Below are 19,022 nucleotides of genomic sequence, written 5' to 3' on the forward strand. Positions count from 1 at the left end.
CACAAAAAAATAGAGGGCTGGCGAGGCACCAGCCCTCTGCCGTGGCAAAGGTATTAACCGTTGTTAGTCGACCAGACCGTTCATGCCCGCATCTTTCAGCGCCATATCAATCCAGCGTTGCTCAATGTCACGCTCTTTTAGCCATTTAAGATAGGCGGGCTGGCCAATGTTGCGAAAAGCAGTCAGGTCTTCTTCAGAAGGGCGAATAACTTCCATGCCTTGCTCTTCCAGAAAAGCAATCCGCTTTTCAACCTGGTCCTCATTATGCTTTCGGGCATTATGGTTAGCCTCGGCGACGGCTTCCATAAAGGCGTTGCGAACCTCGTCGTCCCAATTCGCAATCATCTCGCTATTGCCCACTAGGAATTGATCGGAGTACTGAATGTTCGCAAGAGTCAGGTATTTTTGCACTTCATGAAGGCTGGCCAGGGCAATGTACATTGGCGGGTTCATTTGGCCGTCAGCTACACCCGTCCGCAGGGCCATATAAGTTTCGGTCCAGGGGATGGGTGTGCCGGATGCCCCAAATGCCTCATAGAGCGCAACCTGGCTCGGGTCCATGGCGCGGAAACGCAGGCCTTGAAAGTCTTCAGGGCGGCTGATGGGTTTTTTATTGTTGGTAAACGCCAAAAAGCCGCCTTCTTCCACGACGGCCAACATATCGATACCGGCACGCTCCTGCAGAACATCGCCGACTCCCTGCCAATACTTGCCGTCATCGAAAAAGCTACGTGCCGCAGCAAAATCGTCGAACAGGAATGGAATGGCGCTGACGAAGATTTCGTCGACGAGAGGTGAAACTCCAGCAAAGGAGGCTACGTTGAGCGACGGTGTGCTCATAGTCTGCTCCATGCGCTCCTGCTCTTCTCCCAGCATACTGTTGGGATACAGCGCCAGCTCAAGCTGGTTGTTGGTTTTTTCTTCAACCAACTCTTTTAGATTAGTGGCGAAAACGTGAACGGCGTTCTTTTCTAGGTCAGGGGCTCCGTTGTAGCTCAGATTAATTTTGGTTGCTGCAAGGGCATTTCCAGCCATTAAGGCGGAGCCAATTAGGCAAGCTGAAATGAGTCGCTTGGGTGAAAATTTTGGTGTCATCATAGTAAGTTTCCTGTTTTATTGTCATTAGTTGCGAGGTACTACGTGCGAGCACACAGATTTATCAGGGATGCCTGTCAGAAGATTAGGTGTTGAAGTGTTGACTATGCAATACCTAAAGTGTGGACTTTATTGCAACAGTCGAGGTGCGTCGGCCGAGAAAAAACGCATTCCTTTTTGTAAATGATCGATACAGGCGGCTGACGCTATCGTTAACTCTTGGCCCTTTAGGCTCACAATCTGCGCTCGGGTATCGTTCATAACAGAATATTGCATAGGTAGCGTGAAAATTTCTCCACGGTTTATTTCATCGATTACTGTGAGCTCCGGCATAAACGTAACTCCGATTCCTGAACGGACGAAATTTTTTAAAACGGATACAGAGTTTGTATGTAGGCGAGCTTCAAGGTGAACGCGCTCTTGGTGAGCCGCCATATTGACCATTTGTCGCATACCGAAAGGATTATCCATTAACGCAAGGGGCCAATTTTTTAGATCATTCAGCGTCACAGGGCGATTCAGTTCCGTTAGCGGGTGACTAGGAGGCACGATGACATCGAGTGGCTGGCGCGTTTCCACATGACAGAAAAACTGTGGATCTACCGGTGGTGCATAAAGTAGCGCTATATCGACTTCACGATCTTTGAGCAGCGACATCGCATCATTAACACCTGCCATGCGGATTTCTACATTAATACCTGCAAAAGCCGACATGAAAGTGCCCAAAGGTGCGGCAATTAAGTCAGCGATAAATCCTTCCCCCACGGCAATGCGAACTTCCCCTTTTACCAAGTTTTGAAGTGCCATGAGTTGGGAAAGTACGGCTTCTTCTGAAGCCCGCTGGGTATGGAAATGATGAACAAGTAGTTGACCTGCTGCGGTCGCCCGCATTCCACGCCCGTGCCGCTCACACAGTCGGGTATCCAACTCTTCTTCAAGTGCTTTTAATTGACGGCTAACGGCGGAAGCATCGACATTCAAGAAGGCCGCAGCGCGCCTTATGGATCCGCGGCGAATGACTTCGTTTAGGTAGGTTAACGCACGCTGGCTAAGCATAAAAAGTGCCTGTTTTGGGTTTCAGATACGCGTTACTGTCAGAAATTGTTGAAGCACTTTAGAGGAACCAGCACCGTGCAGGCGCCACATCAGGCCTTTAACAATTACATCTGTACCTAAAAATAGCGAGTAATCGCTTCTGACACATAACGTTGTAGCAAACGGCTCAGGAAGAAGGTGATCGGTGCTATGGCGCTTATATTGGAGGGGCTCCCGCTGGTATCTCGGAATATTTCAGCATTCGGAGAGCCATGGACCGTGGGTGGTAAGATCTCTAACCAGGCCGTAAACCAGGTTCCAAGCCCCTCGATTCGCTGTTGCTCAGGCAAGAGCAGAATCTGCGACCTAAAGCTCAGGAGGGGTTGAAAGTTTTTTCATGTTTTTGATATCAGTACAAGACAGTCAGAAATAAGGGAATTCGAACCGACTACCTGAAGATGGTGCCCTCGGCAGGACTCGAACCTGCTACCTTCCCCTTAGGAGGGGGATTTTTGCCCTTAGTGATCAGTTACTTGTATTCGTAAGCAACTGAAAATAAACGATTGTTGTTTTTTTTGTTCGTCGTTGTTCGTTAAATCCCGCGCTTTCTGGTAACATATTGGTCACATATTTTTGATCTGTTACCGGAGTGTTACCCATGGCAAAGCGCGATCCTGCACCCAAGCTAACATCCATCACCGAGCCCGCCGCCGCAACGTTTGCGCGCGATGCAGTCGAGCGTGAAACTAAGTTCTGCACCATGCAGCCTGGGCTACACCTGATTAAATTGAAGCGTGGTTGTTCGTGGCGTTACCGCTATGAGGATGCAACCGGCACCCGCCGCACCGTCACCATTGGCAAGTTGTCGCAATTGTTACCAGAACATGCAGCCAAAAAAGTTATTGCATGGCTGGACGGTGAAGCCGACCCGCTGACTGAAAAGAAACAGCGCCGTGAGCAGGCTCTTAGCGAGGCAGAGCAGGCAGAACGCAGAACGCTACGCTACTACCTTGAAAACGATTACCGCAGTTACATGAAGTCGTGGAAGCCTCAGAACGCCAAGGCTAACGAGCAGCGGATCAACTTGTATTTTGCCGACTTGCTCGACAAGGATATGGCCACCATCACACGCCGGTACATCCTGAACACCTGGCAGCCCAACGAAAGTAAGGGCAGGGCACACGACACAATGAAGCGGGCCTTCGGATCACTTAAAACCCTATTGGCTCATGCAGTGCAAGATGAGGTACTTGGTTCGAGTCCCTTAGTGGGCATCAAACTAAAGCCACCTGCACATACCGAACAGGAAAAGCAGGAGAAAACCAAAGACGAGGACAAAAAGAACCGCCGACCTTTAACTGACCAAGAAATCAGCGGTCTTTTGGCTGGCCTTGATGCGTACGCCGAAGAGATCCGCAAGGGCAGGCGCAACAGTCGCAAGCATGGCAAGCCGCTTTTGACGGATCTTGATGCCTTCACTTATCCGCACTGGTTTATTCCGTTTACTCACCTGGCACTGCATACCGGATTGCGCACTGGCGATCTGCGCAGCCTGACGTGGGAGGAGCTAAACATTCAATTTAGCCGACTAATCAAAACCACCGAAAAAAGCAAAGTGGCGCAACGCCATGGCAAAAAACCGGCTGAAGTTGATCTGTTTTTGAACGACCGGATCAAAGCGATTATGGCTGACTGGTGGAAGGATCAGGGACGCCCTGCGGAAGGTCTGGTTTTCCCTTCACCACGTGGCGGTAAAATGCTGGATAGCATGGCCACTCGATCGCCATGGAAGCGAGTTAAAAAGCTGGGCGGTATAGACGAGGATCTGGTTTTCTACGCTTTTCGGCACCATTACATCAGCACAAGGCTAGCGGCTGGCGAGGCTCTGTTTACGGTTGCGCGTGAGGCTGGCCACAAGTCAGTGGCGATGATTGAGGAACACTACGGCCATGTGTGCGAGCAGCATCATAACAAGGCTGTAGACGTTGTGAGTGACGCCATTAAGCGAGCGACGGCCAAGAGGGCAGCGGTATGAGCGGAGTCTCAGACGAGTGGAAAAAAGAATTGGGTACGTTGTTTACAGATTCACTTTTCGGTGGTGATCCATTCAATGAAAAAAGCCCCAAACTGCAATACCTCAACGCCATTAGCGAGTGGATAAACTCAGGCGATAAGACCGCGCTGGTGAACTTGATGCAAAGCAGTATTGCACCGCCTTCTGAGGCACTAAAGGCAATTGCGCATATCCTCAATGATGGGGCGCGCGGAGTGACGACACGGCACCAAAGTTATACAGTCCTTATGGACAGGCTCAAGCGCCGAATTTGCTCAATATTGGCAAAAGAGGATTTATTGGCAAAAATAAAAGCCGGTACGTTTCAGAAGAAACAGGGAGAAAGTATAAATGAGCTAGTAGCGGATCGCGTCAATTCTGAGTTGCAGGGGAGGGGAGTTATCGCCACAAAGAAAACTGTGGAGGAGGACACCAAGGGGATGAGATCCCCCGCTGATTAGCTTTCTAATACGGGGGAAAACCTCTCGGAAGTAAGAGACATTATCGGTATCACCAATCATGAACAACATAGGTGATACCAATGCAACCGCAATCTGAACAAGCATTTCTTCGCCCCGCTGACGCTTGCCGCTATCTGGGCATGGGCAGAACCAAGCTAAACAACCTAGCCGAAACTGATGCCAGTTTCCCCCGCAAGATTCGAATCAGCCCGCGCTGTGTCGGCTGGACTGTGAAACAGCTAGATACATGGCTCGAAGCTAAAGAGCGTGAGGTGGCAGCATGAGCCACACCCCTGACACGATCAGTAATCACGCTGGCGACCTGTATCGCTTAGCCTTATATTGGGCAGCCCTGTCGGCGAACGTCCACCCCCAGGTAGTTCGGGATGCCGTGAAGGACGGCAGTCTGCCTGTCGTCACAATCGACGACTGTGAATACGTCACGCTGGCGGATCTGGTTAAGGTAGGGAGGGGCGCGCAATGAAAAATGCTCCGACCGTTTCCAGCCAGAGCACAAAAAATAATCAATTTATCGAAGCTCAGTATAACACCGAAAGCACCAAGGAGTTGCCCCTATCCGCAGCCGCACAACGCGCTCGGATTCTGGATTACCTGCAAACCCATCGTGTGCTGACAACGTTGCAAGCCCGACACTTGCTGAATGTTATGCACCCTGCCGCCCGCGTCATGGAATTGCGAAAGCATGGGTACAACATCATTTCCAACTGGCGCAAAGATGCTGACTCAGAAGGCCGGTTTCATCGTGTCGCTGAGTATTTGCTGATGCCAAGAGGTGACGTATGACCGCAATGCATCACACCATCTGGCTGAATAAGTCCGGTACGAAAAAAGCCGACAAGTGTCAGAGCTGGGCAGAGTTCTGCCAATGGCTGCAAGACTTGCCAGCGGCCATAGTAAAAGATGACTGCAAGCTGATTAAGCTGGCACGGTTTGGTGATTTACGCACCGACAAACATTGTTTGCGTCACAATGCCAACGTGTTGGAAGTCACCGGCATTGAAGGCGACTACGACAACGAAGAAATGACACCGGAACAGGCCATTGTGCTACTGGAAAGCCACAACCTGAAAGCAGTCATCGCCCCAACCTTTAGCGGCACACCTGACGCCCCTCGCTGGCGCGTTCTGACGCCCCTCAGCGCGCCGGTTAGTCCTGACGAGCGGTTACGGTACATCGAAGTTTTGAACGGCATGTTAGGCGGTGTGCTGGCCCATGAGAGCAAGACCCTTTCGCAATCCTATTACATCGGAGTGCCGGAAGGTGCGCCCTATAATTTGCTGCACACGTTTGACGATCCAGAGGAAGGCCACACGCTGGATGAACTGGATTCGATGGAAGGGATCAACCAGCACCGGCACACGCTCACAACCAAAGCGCAAAAGGAGGACGGCGGCAGCGGATCATTTTCTGATGGGTTTGACGACACCGACATAAACGACTGGATGGCTGCTATTTGCTCAGGCGATGAGGTGCATCCCAGCGTGGTAAAGGTTGCCGGTCGTCTGGTTGCAAAGGGCTGGGAGGATAACGATATACGTTTGTTTTTTGCACCCTATGCTGGCCGCGTTGAAACAGAGCGCGGAAGGGAGCGCGCCGACCTGCTCAGAGGCAAGGAACTGGATGAAGCTATTGCCAGCGCAAGGGCAAAAGGCTGGGCACCGCGTGAGTATGCGGAAATACTTTCTGATGCCCAAAATCTGACCAAAGCGTCAGACCCCGATGAAGTGAATAAGCTGGTTACTGAAACCATCCCGCTTACACCCATTCACAAGCGCAAGGTGCGGCAGGCTATTAAGACAGCCACGGGCACACCATTCGGCGTAATGGCTGAAGCGGAGCGTTTCAGCCTTGGTGACGAAGGCGGCACCGATGATTTACAGCTTGCCCGTTCATTAGTTGATGAGATAGGTCGTGACGACATTATGGCGGCTGACACGTTCGTCTGGCAGTGGCGGAATACTGGCGTCTGGCAGAAGCAGGAAGATCGAACGGTGAAGCAGTGGGTACAGCACCATCTGGCTGAAAATGCCGAGGACGTTACAAAGAGCATGGTGGATAGCGTGGCCGATCTATTCAGAACCGAAATATTCCGTCCCCATCATGCCTTCAATGTTGGGCCGTCTGAGTGCGTCAATACGTTGAACGGCGAACTGGTTTTGATGGATGGCCTGTGGCAACTGATGCCACACAATCGGGAATACTACCGAACAACCCAGATTCCAGTTGAGTATGACCCGAAGGCACAAGCGCCCCGATTCATTCAGTTTATGAGTGAAGTTTTTGTTGGTGATCCCGATGCCGGCGACAAGGCTCAGTCGTTGCTGGAAATGATGGGCTACACGTTGATGGCTCATTGTAGGCATGAGAAATTTATTATCATGGTCGGCACTGGGGCTAACGGTAAATCTGTTTTGCTGTCTGTTCTGGAGGCACTGGCAGGCGTTGATAACGTTGGCGGTGTGCAACCCTCACAGTTTGACCGATCGTTTCAGAGGGCGCACTTACACGGCAAGCTGGCCAACATCGTAACCGAGATAAAGCAGGGGGAAATGATTGATGATGCTAGCTTGAAAGGCATTGTCTCCGGCGAACCCACAACCGTTGAACACAAGTTCAAAGATCCGTTTGTGATGCGTCCCTTTTCAACCTGCTGGTTTGGTACGAATCATATGCCACACACGCGGGACTTTTCAGACGCGTTGTTTCGCCGTGCGCTCGTTGTGGAGTTCAACAACAAGTTCAAGCCGGAGATGGGTAATTGCGACCCGCAACTGAAAGACAAGTTGATGACGGAATTACCAGGGATCTTGAGCCTTGCCCTTGATGCATATTCAGATGCGTTGTCGTTTGGCTTTACGATGCCGGAAAGCTGCCAACTTGCACGTGAGCGTTGGAGGATGGAAGCGGATCAGGTAGCGCAGTTCGTTGATGATGATTGCGAGCACGTCAATGGCGGGAGAGTTGAGCCGCTGGTGTTGTTCAACGCCTATATGGACTGGGCAGAGGAAAACGGTATTCATAAGCGTTTGGCGCAAAGGTCGTTTGGTGATCGCCTAATCCTGCTGGGGTTTGAACGTAAGAAATCAGACGGCACGCGTTATATCACCGGCATAAAGTGCAAAAGAGCTGTGTATTTTAAAAGTTACTCATAGAAACAGGGGAAACAGGGACGGCAGGGACGCCTCTCCCGACATTCCGCAATGGAAAAAAAAGATATTATTGTATTTCAGTATGACCCTGATAATTACTTTTTTGGATATTGGGGAATGTAGGAATACGTGACCCTTCCGTCCCTGTTCACCCTGAAAGCATGAGAACCACACCATGAGCAGCAACCCCCGCACATTCCGCCAGCCAGTCCGCTTAATCGTAAGCGTAGAAGCCAACACCGTGGCCACCATCGACAAGTTGATGCACTCAGGCGGCAAACATGGCCACCGCAACCGCTCAGAGTTCGTTAGACGGGCTATTGAGCGTGAGCTGCAACAATGTATGGCTGATGATTTTCAGAACAGTACGCGCGCCTAGGGAGCGCCCCGCATGAAAGGTAACCCTAAGGCACTGTCATGGGACAGTATGCGCGCCTAGCAAGCGCCCTGTACCCTGCTGGCGGACACCCTAATTATGCGGGCACCCCGCTGGCGGCTGTGATGATTTTCGTACACGTTAGGCGCGCGCGTGGTGGTGATTTCCAGACCTTATAAAAAAAGGCACCCAAGCAGCCAAACAATCTGATGATTTCGCAGCACCGTAAAAGAGCCGGCCACGTTGTCGGTTTTTTTGTGTTTGATGCAATTTCCCGACTATAAAAACAGTTTTGGTTTGCTGGCCATAAATGCGCAGCGGACCAGTAAAGGATTTGCGCGTTGGTGTGAGTGAAAAAGAGACGTCAGACGACTACTTGGTGACACTGGGTGGAATGAGCTAAACTCCTTTTAATGTGCGGATTTTAGGCCTCGGGAGAAAAGAGGGCTGCAGATTCATGTGGAACGCCCTTTGCTGTAATCTCGCGGAACGCGGGCCAATCACTATTATATTTTCGTGCGTGCAGCTCAAGTGCTGCCCATAGTAAGGAGAATTTATGCCCTCAACTGAAGGAAAATCTTGTTCGATCTGCAACAAATGGTATCGCATGAGTGAGTACGACTATGGCAACAAGACTGGTCGTTCATACTGTCAGCAGTGCAACAAAGAAGAAAAAGCCGCATATTCTAGAGGTGGCAAAGAGGCTGCCACTGAGTATCGGGACAGTATTCGTAAAAATAATGGCCTTCTTTAGTTGCCACGCAGTAAACAAGGGAGGCGTCCATATTTGGACCTAACAGCTTCGTCGTCGCTGTTTCCGGAATTATATTCCGCCCGATTTTTCACCACCATCTCCATTGAAGGAAAGTTAGATGAAAGCTGTAATATTATTGTGCGCGGCAGCTATTTTCTTAACAGCCTGTGTGTCAAAGCCAACTAAAGAAATGCTCGAAGTTCGAGCTGTAAATAATACGGATAAATGTCAATTTATAAAAATGCAATATTTAGAGACTGCTCCATATAATACTTCAACCTATATTCAAAAATCCGTAGTAAGAAACAATGGCGACTCTTACAAAATGATCTCATCAACGCCGATATCAATTCTTTCTCAGAATGATGCAGTTGGCAGTAATTTTGAAATTTATAAATGTCGAAATAATGAAGGTGCGTAAGTTCGCTCCGGCCCTTTGGGCCTCCGCCGGACGTGTTTACGCACGCAGCTTAACTTCACGTTATGGGCTCAGTAGGGACTGAGGTATACAGGTAATCACTGAAGGAAACGCGAATATGAAATTTGTCTTTGGAGCTTTAACTGCAATAGCAATCTGCCTATCTTTTGCCGCACATGCGGGCGAGGGGTATGAGATAAAAGGTCGTTCAGGAGTGATGGTCTTCGTCGCCGTTGATAGCTCAGAAGCTGAAAACGAGGATGTATACCGGTTTGCTGTTGTCGATGCATGTGCTGGAAAGCCAATATGCCAAGTACATTATTGGGTCGGTAACGCGCCAAGTAGCTTTCCGCTGAGTGATGCCCAGGTAAATTCAAAGGTTGCGCACTGGCAACAGAATCTGAACACAGGTCTGCGGCGCTGGTTGGTTAATTGCGGTACCTCCAACCTGTTTTCAAACGGGCGTGAATGCATGTAGCCGTGCCTCGCTGCCCATAACGAATGCAGGCACGGCGATGCCCTTTCCATTGAGCCTTTGGCTCCATTCCAAGGGCGCGCATGCAGCAAGCGTTAAATGGCTGAAATCCTAGCAAGGAGTAGCTGGAGTTTATGAAAGGCAAAGTCACCCAATGGAAAGACGATAAGGGTTTTGGGTTCATCCAGCCCGATGATGGCTCTGAACAAGTTTTTTTCCATATATCCAGTGTCAAATCTGGCCTTCGTCGGCCTCGCACTGGCGACAGTGTGCTTTATGAGTCAATGCGTGATTCTCAAAAAAGGCTAAAAGCAAAAGGTGTCGTTATTGAGGGGGCTGTCGCTGAGGGTTCACACTCTACAAAAAATAAACTCCCTATCCGCACCGATCCGCCGCAGAAAAACTTCGTTGACTACATCTCTATTCTGGCTGTGGTCGCCTCGCTTGCTGTTGTTGGCTATGAATTTTATCGCACCAACTCAATAGAGAGCTCTTGGTTCTTTGGCGTTCCGGTCGTCATTGCGTTTTTCATTTTAAATCGTCAAAAAAAGCCAAAGGGTAAGTCTTTTTATTGTTCGCGTTGCCGGAAGGTAGCGGAGCATGACTCGCGCACAATTCAAGCCTGGAACAACGGGTTTATGAAGCTTTATTGTCGGCCTTGCCATCTGCAGTGGTTAAGCGACAACCCAAGGCAGAAGCATGTTCATACGCGAAACAGCGGCGGCGGTTGCCTTGGTGTTTTGGCCATCCTTTTGGTACTACCTGCTTTGGGTAGTTTAGGTTTATATCAATGGTTGACCTAAGCAGCCATTTAACAAGTCACGGAAGGTGGACGGCTTTCAGCCGCCGCTTCGTTCAGCGTTAAGCAGGTTGCCATGGAAGAAGAATTGAAGAAACTTCGAAGGCCCTATCCGCAGTTCAAAATAGAACTTCGGGTCTGTTCGGCGATTATACTTTTGCTGGTCTTCGGAGCAGTTGCCAGCATATCGTTTCAAAACTGGCAGCATTTCGAACGGTCCGGTTCATTAGTGGTGATTCTAGGTGTTTTCGTCGCTTGGCGAGACTTATCGGGAAAGATCGACGGGCAGAGAAGCCGCTTAATACAGGAATTTACTGCTCGATTAGAGAGACTTGAAGAACCTACTGGCGGGCTTATCCGTCAAGCAATGAACGCAGGTGAAGCCGATCAGGTCAAAAAAACGCAATCTGAGATAGATGGATCTCTCAAATTACTGAAAAAGCGCGTTCTGGCGCTAGAAGCATGTACGCTGGCACTTGGTACCCTTGTTTGGGGGTATGGGGCTTTAATTGGTCAGTTAATCTTTAAATTTGCTTAACAAGTGCAGGCAAGGGACGCTCCTGACGTTGTGCCCCTGCTGCAAGCGTTAAAACGAGGAGAACCGAATGAACTTGAATTCGTCGCCCACCAAATCGCAACTTGAGGCACTCATTGCAGCCTGTGACGACAGTGCTGGGCATCACGTTGTCTAGGTGGGTAACAACGGTAACGTTAATATTGATGCTGTTCCCCAGGGCTAACACCTATCGGTTTTGAGCAGTCTAAGCCGAGAAAGTTACACACATGTACAGGTGGGCATTAGCCATGATTCAGATCGCGATACTTGTTGTACTGGTGATAATCGCCTTGGTTCTTGCGCCTTGGCTGATTGGCGTTGCGGTGGCACTTGCTGTGGCCTATGGCGTCTACGTTGTGGTTATTGGTGCTATAGGCATAGTCGCTTTGTTGGTAGTGGTTTTTTGGGAAACAATGACTCGGCCAAAAACGGATGATGCACCAACGATAACTACCGGCGCTCGAATCAATTGCAAGCATTGCCAGGCTGAAATGCCGGATAACCTGCTGTTCTGCGATAATTGCCACAACAAACTCTGACGAGCAACCTAAACTAAACACACCCGCTACTTAAAGGGTTTGCTATGCCGGAAGGTTTCGGAGGTTGTGTCGTGTCTTTTGAATCCCGCTTATCTTCGAAAGTAAACAGCCGCCCTGACACCAGACAGGCCAAAAACTAAGACTCAGAAAAAAGCAACCGCTAGGCACTGCATGTGAGCAGTTTAAGAAATGGCAGTTCCGGTAACATATTGGTCACATATTTTTAAGGTGACATATTAAGGTCAGTTTTCTTGCAGCCGTTTTGTCTGTAAGTTATTGCATTATAACGAATAAAATGGTGCCCTCGGCAGGACTCGAACCTGCTACCTTCCCCTTAGGAGGGGGACGCTCTATCCAGATGAGCTACGAAGGCATAATGCCAAGAAGGGCGGTATGATAACGGGCTGAGGCGCGTGGCTCAAGGCCTTGCGCGGGTTGTTTATTCTTGGAAGCGGCGCGATTAATACTTTAATGACGGATTTGAAAGCGGATGTAAGGCTGAGTGTGATTGTGCCGGTATGGAATGAGGCTACTGCGATTGGGGCTTTGTTGCAGTCGCTGCAGTTGCTTCAGGCCCAAGGCCACGAGGTGATTGTGGCGGATGGCGGCAGCACCGATGGTACGCAAGACTTGGCCCGGCTTGTGTGTGACCAGTTGGTGAGTGCGGAGTTGGGTCGGTCGGCACAGATGAATGCCGGTGCTGCGGTTGCCCAGGGTGACGTGTTGTTATTTTTGCATGCGGATACGATGTTGCCTGCGGATGCCGTGCAGCAATTGCAAGCATTTTTGCCAACGCCGAACGTGTGGGGGCGATTCGATGTACGTTTAAGTGGCTCGCGGCCGCTGTTTCGTGTGATTTCCTGGTTTATGAATAAGCGTTCGCGGTTGACCGGTATTTGTACCGGCGATCAGGCGATGTTTGTACGCCGCGATACCTTTGAAACCCTGGGCGGTTTTGCACTCCAGCCGTTAATGGAAGATATTGAGTTGTCGCGGCGTTTACGCGATGTGTCGCGTCCTTTCTGCGTGCCAAGCCCGGTAACGACAGACAGTCGGCGCTGGCAACAACAAGGCGCCTGGGCAACGATTGTGCTGATGTGGCGGCTGCGCTGGCGATATTGGCGCGGTGAGTCTGCCGAGTCTTTGGCCCAAGCCTACCGATTGGATGTGCGTAATGCCCAATAATGAAAACAACTCTGACCAGCCACTGGTCATGCAGTTCGCCAAATGGCCTGAAGCTGGCAAGGTAAAAACCCGTTTAATACCCGCACTGGGCGAGCAGGGGGCTCTGGCGGCGCACTGTGAGTTAACCTTGGCGGTGCTGGATAATTTGCTGGCGACGGCTTTTCCGCTGCAGCTCTGGTGGGACTGTGATCGTGCGCCCCCGCCAGAAGCCGCTGAAGTGATGAAAAGGTTGCAAGGGCAATGTGTACAGCAGCGTTTTCAGAGCGATGGCAACCTTGGTGATCGCATGGCCGCGGCTTTGTGTGGTGCTCTGCATAGTCATAAATACGCCATAATTGTCGGCAGTGATTGCCCGTCAGTGGATGCAGCTCATGTTCGTCTGGCCGCTGAAAAGCTGATTCACGTTGATGTGGTGTTGGGGCCGTCGGAAGACGGGGGCTATGTGTTGATTGGCGCGCGTAAGGTAGTGCCTGGCATGTTGGATGGCATTCGCTGGGGTAGCGAGCATGTTTTGCGGCAAACCTGTGAAAAACTGGAAAGTGCGGGGTTGAGCGTTGGCTTGTTACCCATGCGCTGGGATGTGGATGAAGCTGAAGACTGGCAGCGATTTCAGCGTGAGTTTGTTGGCTGAAATCGCTGCCTCTGTTGTTTCAAGAGCCGTTATCCCTCGGTGACTGGCGGCTGGGCTCTGAGTTTTTGCATTTGTTCGTCTGCGTTGCCGCGATTTGCTGGCGCGGTCTGGCTTGCTTCTGGGGCTTTGTTTGCACTTACGTCTGCAATCTGGCCTTCCGAAGTGACCAGTAACGCCCGCTCACGTTGTTCCAATGCGGTGCGGAAAGTGCTTTGCAATTGCGCCAGGCTGACATTTTCAATCGCTTTGACCAGTTGCTCGCGGGAGTCAAAGTTGCTGTTACCGCGGTCAATTTCCTGCCAGAAGCGCCCGGAGATATCGCCCAGCTGGCGGTCTTGTTCCAGTATGCCGCTGATAACAGCCTGCTTTTCCTGCTCCAACTCTTTGCTTCCAATACTTGCCAGGGCACTGGCGAAGCTTTCCATAAACTCGTCCACAGCGGCATCAATAGCCTGCGGGTTGGTGTCTGGAGATTGCACGACTAACGCGAGCGCCGGGGTTTCCAGCATTTCGAATGATGTTGCGTAAACGATGTAGCCCAGTTGGCGCTGGGTGCGAATGTTCTCGTAGAACGGGCTGCGGATAATCTGAGTTAGTAGCCGATACTGCGCGCGCTCTGCCAGGCTGCTATTCGGACCTTGCAGGTACAAGGTGTAGCCGGCATCCGGGTGGCTTATGTCCAGATTCACGCGTGTTTCGCCTGCGGGAATCTGGCGTATGCGGCTGCGTTCTACGCTCGTGTACTGGCTGTCGGCCATGATCAGAGCCCGTGCCTGTTGGGCCATGTTCAGCGCAGACGCGGCGCTGAGGTTGCCGTGAACCAGCATGACAGGGTCCAGGCCGGTCATTAGCTGTTGCTGGAAGGCTTGAAGGTCATTCAGGGTGACTTCTTGAGCAGCTTTTAGCTTGTCTTTGGTCTGCCAGGCGCCCTGCAGAAGTGCGGTTTGAATATAGTCGGCAATCTGTTCACTGGGAGGATTACGGGATTCATTCACCAAGCTGTCCACCAGGTTCTGGCGCGCGATGTCAAAGCGTTGCTGGGTCAGTTCCGGGTTGGCTACCTGTTGTAAAATCTGGCCCAGCAGCGTGTTGGCTTGGTCGCTGTAGCCACCCACTCTCAGTGTTAACCCACGCAGATGGGGGTAAATGCTGTAATCCAGCCCGGCCAGGTGCGCGGAATAGGCCCAGGCGTTCAAGTTGGTATTCAGGGCGTCGGTTAGCAGTCGCAGCAGTACAGCGTTGCGGGCGGACTCCAGCGGCATAGGCGTGCGCAGGCTGAGGTATACGTTGGCTTTGGGAGTGCCGAAGTGGGTATCGCGGGCGTACCACAGTTCAATGTTGCCATTATTACTCGCAATACCATCAGCGCTCAGCAACTGCTCGGGCTGGGTCATGGTGTTGCCACTGAGCATGGCAAGGTTTTCCGGTATGAAGGGGTTGGCTTGCGGCAGCGCAAGCTGGCTGGCAAGAGCGACGTTGGCAGGTTGGTTCAATTGTTGAGCACTTAGGGGTTCCTGTTGCCACTGGGTGTTATACCACTGCGTAGCGCGAGCCTTGCCCAGATCGGGCTCGGGTTGTAGCACAAACAGCAGAAGGTTGTCGGTGGTGAGTTGCTCAAGAATCTCGCGGTACTGGTCGGGGGCGTAGCTTTCCATCAACCAGGGCGCGCGCAGGATGTCGGCTGCTGGATAGAGTTGCAGTTGCCCGGCCAGGCGCATTACCTGGTGTACGGGATCGCTTTTTTCGTTAAAACGGAAATCGATGTCGGCCAGTTTGCGCATTTCTTCAAAACGTTGCTCGCTGATGCCATCTTTGCGCACTTTATCGATGTAGGCGAACACCAGAGGAAGGATGGTGTTTTGTTGCTCCAGACCTTGTTTGGTGAGGGCCATGGAGATTTCCAGTGTGGCGCCATCGCCGGTGTCCATTCCCAGGCCCGCCGACAGGCTTTCGGTCAGGCCCGCACGTTTCAACACGTCAAACAGGCTACCAGGGCCTTCATGGCCTAACAGGTTGGTCACGTAGCGCTCTGGCTTGGTACGGTATTGATCCTGTTGTGAAGCAATAGGGAATACCAGGGACATATTGCGGATGTCTTTCAGCGACGCTACGGTCACTTTTGTGGGTAGTTGCTTACGATCAACCAAAGGCGCGCTGTGGCGCTTCTGTGTCAGGTTGCGGTCTTCGATAGCCTCAAAGCGGCCACGCACCAGTTGTTCCAGGCGATCCAGCGATTGCGGTCCGTAAACGGCAAGGTTCATCAGGTTGGCCGAGTAGTGCTGACGCCAGAATGTGACCAGGTCTTCACGTAACGGCCGTTGTTCGCTATTTTCCAGGGTGGTCAGGTTGCCCACGGCAAACTGGTGAAAGGCGTGCTCGGCAGGCGTAACCGCTTTGCGAACTGAAAAAAAGCGGCGGCCGTCTTCTTTGAGTTTGGAGCTGTATTCGGAATGCACGGCGTTGCGTTCGCGATCTACCAGTTCGGCTGTGAACAGGGGTGCGGAGAACTGCTGGGCGAAACGGTCCAGAGCCGGCTCGAGAAATTCGGATTGTACGTCAAAGAAGTAGTTGGTGTCCTGAAACGCGGTGAAGGCGTTGTGGCTGCCTCCGTGGCTGGCGATGAACTGCTGGTACTCGCCGGGTTCCGGGTATTTTTCGGTGCCCAGAAACAGCATGTGTTCCAGGAAGTGAGACAGGCCCTCGCGATCGGCGGGGTCGTCGCCGCTGCCAACGGCTACATTCAAAGACGCGGCGGCCTTGTCTGCACTTTTGTCCGACACCAGTAACACTCGCAGGCCGTTATCTAATTGTAAATAACGATACAGGTTGGCGTCATTGGGGCTTTTCGTCGGTTCCTGCGCGGCAAGGCTCAATGAACTGGCGACTAACAGACATAAGAACGTCAGGACTGCAGGCCAGAATGGGTTTCGGCGTAATGGGCGCGTCAGGGCAGGCGTCATTTCAGTGAATCCTTGTTTTGCCGTGGGTCTGTGGTTGCTGATTTAAGGTTTTGCGCGCCAGGTCGGCGGCTTTGTCTGCGCTGAGTTCGCCAGAGGCAATGCGTTCCAGTACTGTTGCCATAACCGCAACAGTCTGGCGCTGGCTTTTGAATTCGGTTTGAAACGCGGTGTCTATGGCTTCGTAAACGGCCTGAATTTTCTGCTCCCGATCACCCGCTTTGGCGGCGGTGTCGTTGATGGCTTTCAGGCAGGCGCGCGCGATGGCAATGTAGCGCTCGGCGTTGGGGTTTTTCTGGGACATGAAGTCATTCCAAACAACAGATACGATGGATAACAGACGCGGGTGTGCGTCGAAAGTTCCTGATTATCGCATTGATGGTCATGGGTTGCTAAAATCTCAATGCTTTGGGCCTTTATACGCAAATACTGCTATAACTTATTTTTACAATGACGTAACAATTAGGGCGGATACTGCATGAATTATTTTGTAACAGGTGGCACCGGCTTTATCGGTCGATTTTTGATCGCCAGGTTGCTGGCGCGTGGTGCTATCGTTCATGTACTGGTGCGTGAGCAGTCGGTGCAAAAGCTGGCGGATTTGCGGGAGAAGCTGGGCGCTGATGAAAAGCAGATTAAGGCGGTGGTCGGTGATTTGACGGCCCCGGGCCTTGGCCTTGATAAAAAAACATTGAAGCAGCTGAGTGGAAAGATTGATCACTTTTTTCACCTGGCGGCCATTTACGATATGTCTGCCAGTGAAGAATCACAGCAAGCCGCCAACATTGATGGCACTCATGCTGCCGTGGCAGCAGCCGAGGCGCTTGGGGCCGGAATTTTTCATCACGTGTCGTCCATCGCGGTAGCAGGTCTGTTTAAAGGCACCTTCCGTGAAGACATGTTTGCCGAGGCCGGTAAGCTGGACCACCCTTATTTCAGCACTAAACACGAGTCTGAGCGGGTGGTGCGCGACGAGTGCAAATTGCCGTTCCGCATTTACCGCCCGGGAATGGTGATTGGTGACTCCGCTACCGGTGAGATGGACAAGGTCGACGGACCTTATTACTTCTTCAAGATGATTCAGAAGATTCGTGGCGCGCTGCCCCAGTGGGTGCCCACCATTGGTCTTGAAGGGGGCCGCCTGAATATTGTGCCGGTGAATTTTGTGGCTGATGCGTTAGACCATATCGCTCACCTGCCAGGCGAAGACGGCAAGTGTTTCCATCTGGTGGATTCTGACCCGTACAAGGTAGGTGAAATACTCAATATATTCTGTGAGGCGGGCCACGCACCCAAGATGGGTATGCGTATTGATTCGCGCATGTTTGGATTTGTGCCACCGTTTATTCGCCAGAGCCTGAAAAATCTGCCGCCGGTAAAGCGTATGAGCCGCGCTCTGCTGGATGATTTGGGTATCCCTGCGTCGGTGCTTTCTTTTATCAACTATCCCACCCGTTTTGATGCCCGCGAAACCGAGCATGTGTTGCAGGGCACCGGTATAGAAGTGCCCCGCCTGGCAGACTATGCACCGGTGATCTGGGATTACTGGGAACGCAATCTGGACCCCGACCTGTTCAAAGACCGCACTCTGCGCGGCACTGTGGAAGGTAAAGTGTGCGTGGTAACCGGCGCCACCTCTGGTATTGGCCTGGCGACTGCGGAAAAGTTGGCGGACGCGGGTGCGATTCTGGTAATTGGAGCGCGTACCCAAGAGACGTTGGACCAAGTGAGCGCGCAATTAAACGGGCGAGGCGCCGACGTACATGCGTATCAGTGTGACTTTGCGGATATGGACGCTTGTGACCGTTTTATTCAGACCGTTAGCGAAAACCATGGTGCGGTGGATGTGCTGATAAACAATGCCGGCCGTTCCATACGCCGCTCATTGGACAAGTCCTTTGACCGTTTCCACGACTTTGAACGCACCATGCAGCTGAACTATTTTGGTTCGTTGCGTTTGATCATGGGCTTTGCACCGGCCATGTTAGAACGTCGCCGTGGCCACATCATCAATATTTCTTCTATTGGTGTGTTGACGAATGCGCCGCGCTTTTCGGCCTATGTGGCTTCTAAAGCGGCATTGGATTCGTTTAGCCGTTGTGCCGCGGCGGAATGGTCAGACCGGCACGTTTGTTTTACCACCATCAACATGCCATTGGTGAAAACACCGATGATAGCGCCCACCAAAATCTACGATTCGGTGCCCACACTGAGCCCGGAAGAGGCCGCGGATATGGTGGTGAATGCAATTGTTTGCCGGCCCAAACGTATTGCGACGCGGCTTGGTGTGTTCGCCCAGGTATTGAACGCGCTGGCACCCAAGGCGAGTGAGATTCTAATGAATACCGGCTATAAAATGTTCCCGGACTCCATGCCAAAAAAAGGCAAAGAGGTAAGTATTGAAAAGGGGGCATCCACTGACCAGGTGGCATTTGCAGCCATTATGCGGGGCATTCACTGGTAACAGACATTATTACGGGTAACAAAAAAGCGGCGGTGCATTAGCATCGCCGCTTTT

Annotated in this window: 19 protein-coding genes and 1 tRNA gene; 15 read left to right on the forward strand and 5 right to left on the reverse strand. The window is 51.7% G+C overall.

Going from position 1 to position 19,022, the window contains the following annotated elements:
- Positions 1–63 precede the first annotated feature (63 nt).
- Positions 64–1,095, reverse strand: coding sequence for a TRAP transporter substrate-binding protein DctP (dctP, locus tag MIH19_RS07680; RefSeq protein WP_349292905.1), 1,032 nt, complete (start codon positions 1,093–1,095; stop codon positions 64–66).
- A 129-nt stretch (positions 1,096–1,224) separates the two neighbouring features.
- Positions 1,225–2,151 carry a LysR family transcriptional regulator gene (locus MIH19_RS07685; RefSeq protein ID WP_249008303.1) on the reverse strand — a complete coding sequence of 309 codons (927 nt, stop codon included), beginning with the start codon at positions 2,149–2,151 and terminating at the stop codon, positions 1,225–1,227.
- Positions 2,152–2,788: 637 nt separating this feature from the next.
- Between MIH19_RS07685 and MIH19_RS07690 the strand changes: the two genes are divergently transcribed.
- The 12 genes from MIH19_RS07690 (at position 2,789) to MIH19_RS07745 (ending at position 11,731) form a co-directional block, all read left to right on the forward strand.
- Positions 2,789–4,165 (forward strand): tyrosine-type recombinase/integrase, encoded by a 1,377-nt coding sequence (locus MIH19_RS07690; RefSeq protein WP_249008304.1) that lies wholly within the window; start codon positions 2,789–2,791, stop codon positions 4,163–4,165.
- Positions 4,162–4,644, forward strand: a complete 483-nt coding sequence (locus tag MIH19_RS07695; RefSeq protein WP_249008305.1) for a hypothetical protein — start codon at positions 4,162–4,164, stop codon at positions 4,642–4,644. Before MIH19_RS07690 ends, MIH19_RS07695 begins: the two co-directional genes overlap by 4 nt.
- Positions 4,645–4,724: 80 nt before the next feature.
- A complete protein-coding gene (locus MIH19_RS07700; RefSeq protein WP_249008306.1) occupies positions 4,725–4,928 on the forward strand; it encodes an AlpA family phage regulatory protein in 204 nt (67 codons plus the stop codon).
- A 196-nt stretch (positions 4,929–5,124) separates the two neighbouring features.
- Positions 5,125–5,448, forward strand: coding sequence for a helix-turn-helix domain-containing protein (locus MIH19_RS07705; RefSeq protein ID WP_249008307.1), 324 nt, complete (start codon positions 5,125–5,127; stop codon positions 5,446–5,448).
- Positions 5,445–7,817, forward strand: a complete 2,373-nt coding sequence (locus MIH19_RS07710) for a DNA primase family protein (RefSeq protein WP_249008308.1) — start codon at positions 5,445–5,447, stop codon at positions 7,815–7,817. The genes MIH19_RS07705 and MIH19_RS07710 overlap by 4 nt, the downstream gene beginning before the upstream one ends.
- A gap of 172 nt (positions 7,818–7,989) precedes the next feature.
- Entirely contained in the window at positions 7,990–8,193 is a 204-nt protein-coding gene (locus MIH19_RS07715) for a ribbon-helix-helix domain-containing protein (RefSeq protein ID WP_249008309.1), read from the forward strand.
- Positions 8,194–8,746: 553 nt separating this feature from the next.
- The gene (locus tag MIH19_RS07720) at positions 8,747–8,944 is read left to right on the forward strand and encodes a hypothetical protein (RefSeq protein WP_249008310.1); all 198 of its coding nucleotides are present in this window, start codon (positions 8,747–8,749) and stop codon (positions 8,942–8,944) included.
- Positions 8,945–9,062: 118 nt separating this feature from the next.
- Positions 9,063–9,365: a hypothetical protein gene (locus tag MIH19_RS07725; RefSeq protein WP_249008311.1), complete on the forward strand. Its 303-nt coding sequence runs from the start codon at positions 9,063–9,065 to the stop codon at positions 9,363–9,365.
- A gap of 115 nt (positions 9,366–9,480) precedes the next feature.
- Positions 9,481–9,840 carry a hypothetical protein gene (locus MIH19_RS07730; RefSeq protein WP_249008312.1) on the forward strand — a complete coding sequence of 120 codons (360 nt, stop codon included), beginning with the start codon at positions 9,481–9,483 and terminating at the stop codon, positions 9,838–9,840.
- Between the two features lie 131 nt (positions 9,841–9,971).
- A complete protein-coding gene (locus tag MIH19_RS07735; RefSeq protein WP_249008313.1) occupies positions 9,972–10,640 on the forward strand; it encodes a cold shock domain-containing protein in 669 nt (222 codons plus the stop codon).
- Positions 10,641–10,712: 72 nt separating this feature from the next.
- Positions 10,713–11,174, forward strand: a complete 462-nt coding sequence (locus MIH19_RS07740; protein ID WP_249008314.1) for a hypothetical protein — start codon at positions 10,713–10,715, stop codon at positions 11,172–11,174.
- Positions 11,175–11,440: 266 nt separating this feature from the next.
- Positions 11,441–11,731 carry a hypothetical protein gene (locus tag MIH19_RS07745; protein ID WP_249008315.1) on the forward strand — a complete coding sequence of 97 codons (291 nt, stop codon included), beginning with the start codon at positions 11,441–11,443 and terminating at the stop codon, positions 11,729–11,731.
- 296 nt (positions 11,732–12,027) lie between these two features.
- Here the strand turns inward: MIH19_RS07745 and MIH19_RS07750 are convergent.
- A tRNA-Arg gene (locus MIH19_RS07750) sits at positions 12,028–12,104 on the reverse strand.
- A 98-nt stretch (positions 12,105–12,202) separates the two neighbouring features.
- Between MIH19_RS07750 and MIH19_RS07755 the strand changes: the two genes are divergently transcribed.
- Both MIH19_RS07755 and MIH19_RS07760 read left to right on the forward strand, forming a co-directional pair.
- Positions 12,203–12,916: a TIGR04283 family arsenosugar biosynthesis glycosyltransferase gene (locus MIH19_RS07755; protein ID WP_249008316.1), complete on the forward strand. Its 714-nt coding sequence runs from the start codon at positions 12,203–12,205 to the stop codon at positions 12,914–12,916.
- On the forward strand, positions 12,906–13,547 hold the full coding sequence (locus MIH19_RS07760) for a TIGR04282 family arsenosugar biosynthesis glycosyltransferase (RefSeq protein WP_249008317.1): 642 nt from the start codon (positions 12,906–12,908) through the stop codon (positions 13,545–13,547). Before MIH19_RS07755 ends, MIH19_RS07760 begins: the two co-directional genes overlap by 11 nt.
- Positions 13,548–13,576: 29 nt before the next feature.
- Here the strand turns inward: MIH19_RS07760 and MIH19_RS07765 are convergent, their stop codons facing one another.
- Positions 13,577–16,507 carry an insulinase family protein gene (locus tag MIH19_RS07765; RefSeq protein ID WP_249008318.1) on the reverse strand — a complete coding sequence of 977 codons (2,931 nt, stop codon included), beginning with the start codon at positions 16,505–16,507 and terminating at the stop codon, positions 13,577–13,579.
- Between the two features lies 1 nt (position 16,508).
- Entirely contained in the window at positions 16,509–16,808 is a 300-nt protein-coding gene (locus MIH19_RS07770; RefSeq protein WP_249008319.1) for a hypothetical protein, read from the reverse strand.
- A 174-nt stretch (positions 16,809–16,982) separates the two neighbouring features.
- On the opposite strand from MIH19_RS07770, the gene MIH19_RS07775 reads away from it, so the two are divergent.
- Positions 16,983–18,968 (forward strand): SDR family oxidoreductase, encoded by a 1,986-nt coding sequence (locus tag MIH19_RS07775; protein ID WP_249008320.1) that lies wholly within the window; start codon positions 16,983–16,985, stop codon positions 18,966–18,968.
- Positions 18,969–19,022: the final 54 nt, after the last annotated feature.

The sequence above is a fragment of the Marinobacter sp. M1C genome (assembly GCF_023314135.1).
Taxonomy (GTDB): domain Bacteria; phylum Pseudomonadota; class Gammaproteobacteria; order Pseudomonadales; family Oleiphilaceae; genus Marinobacter.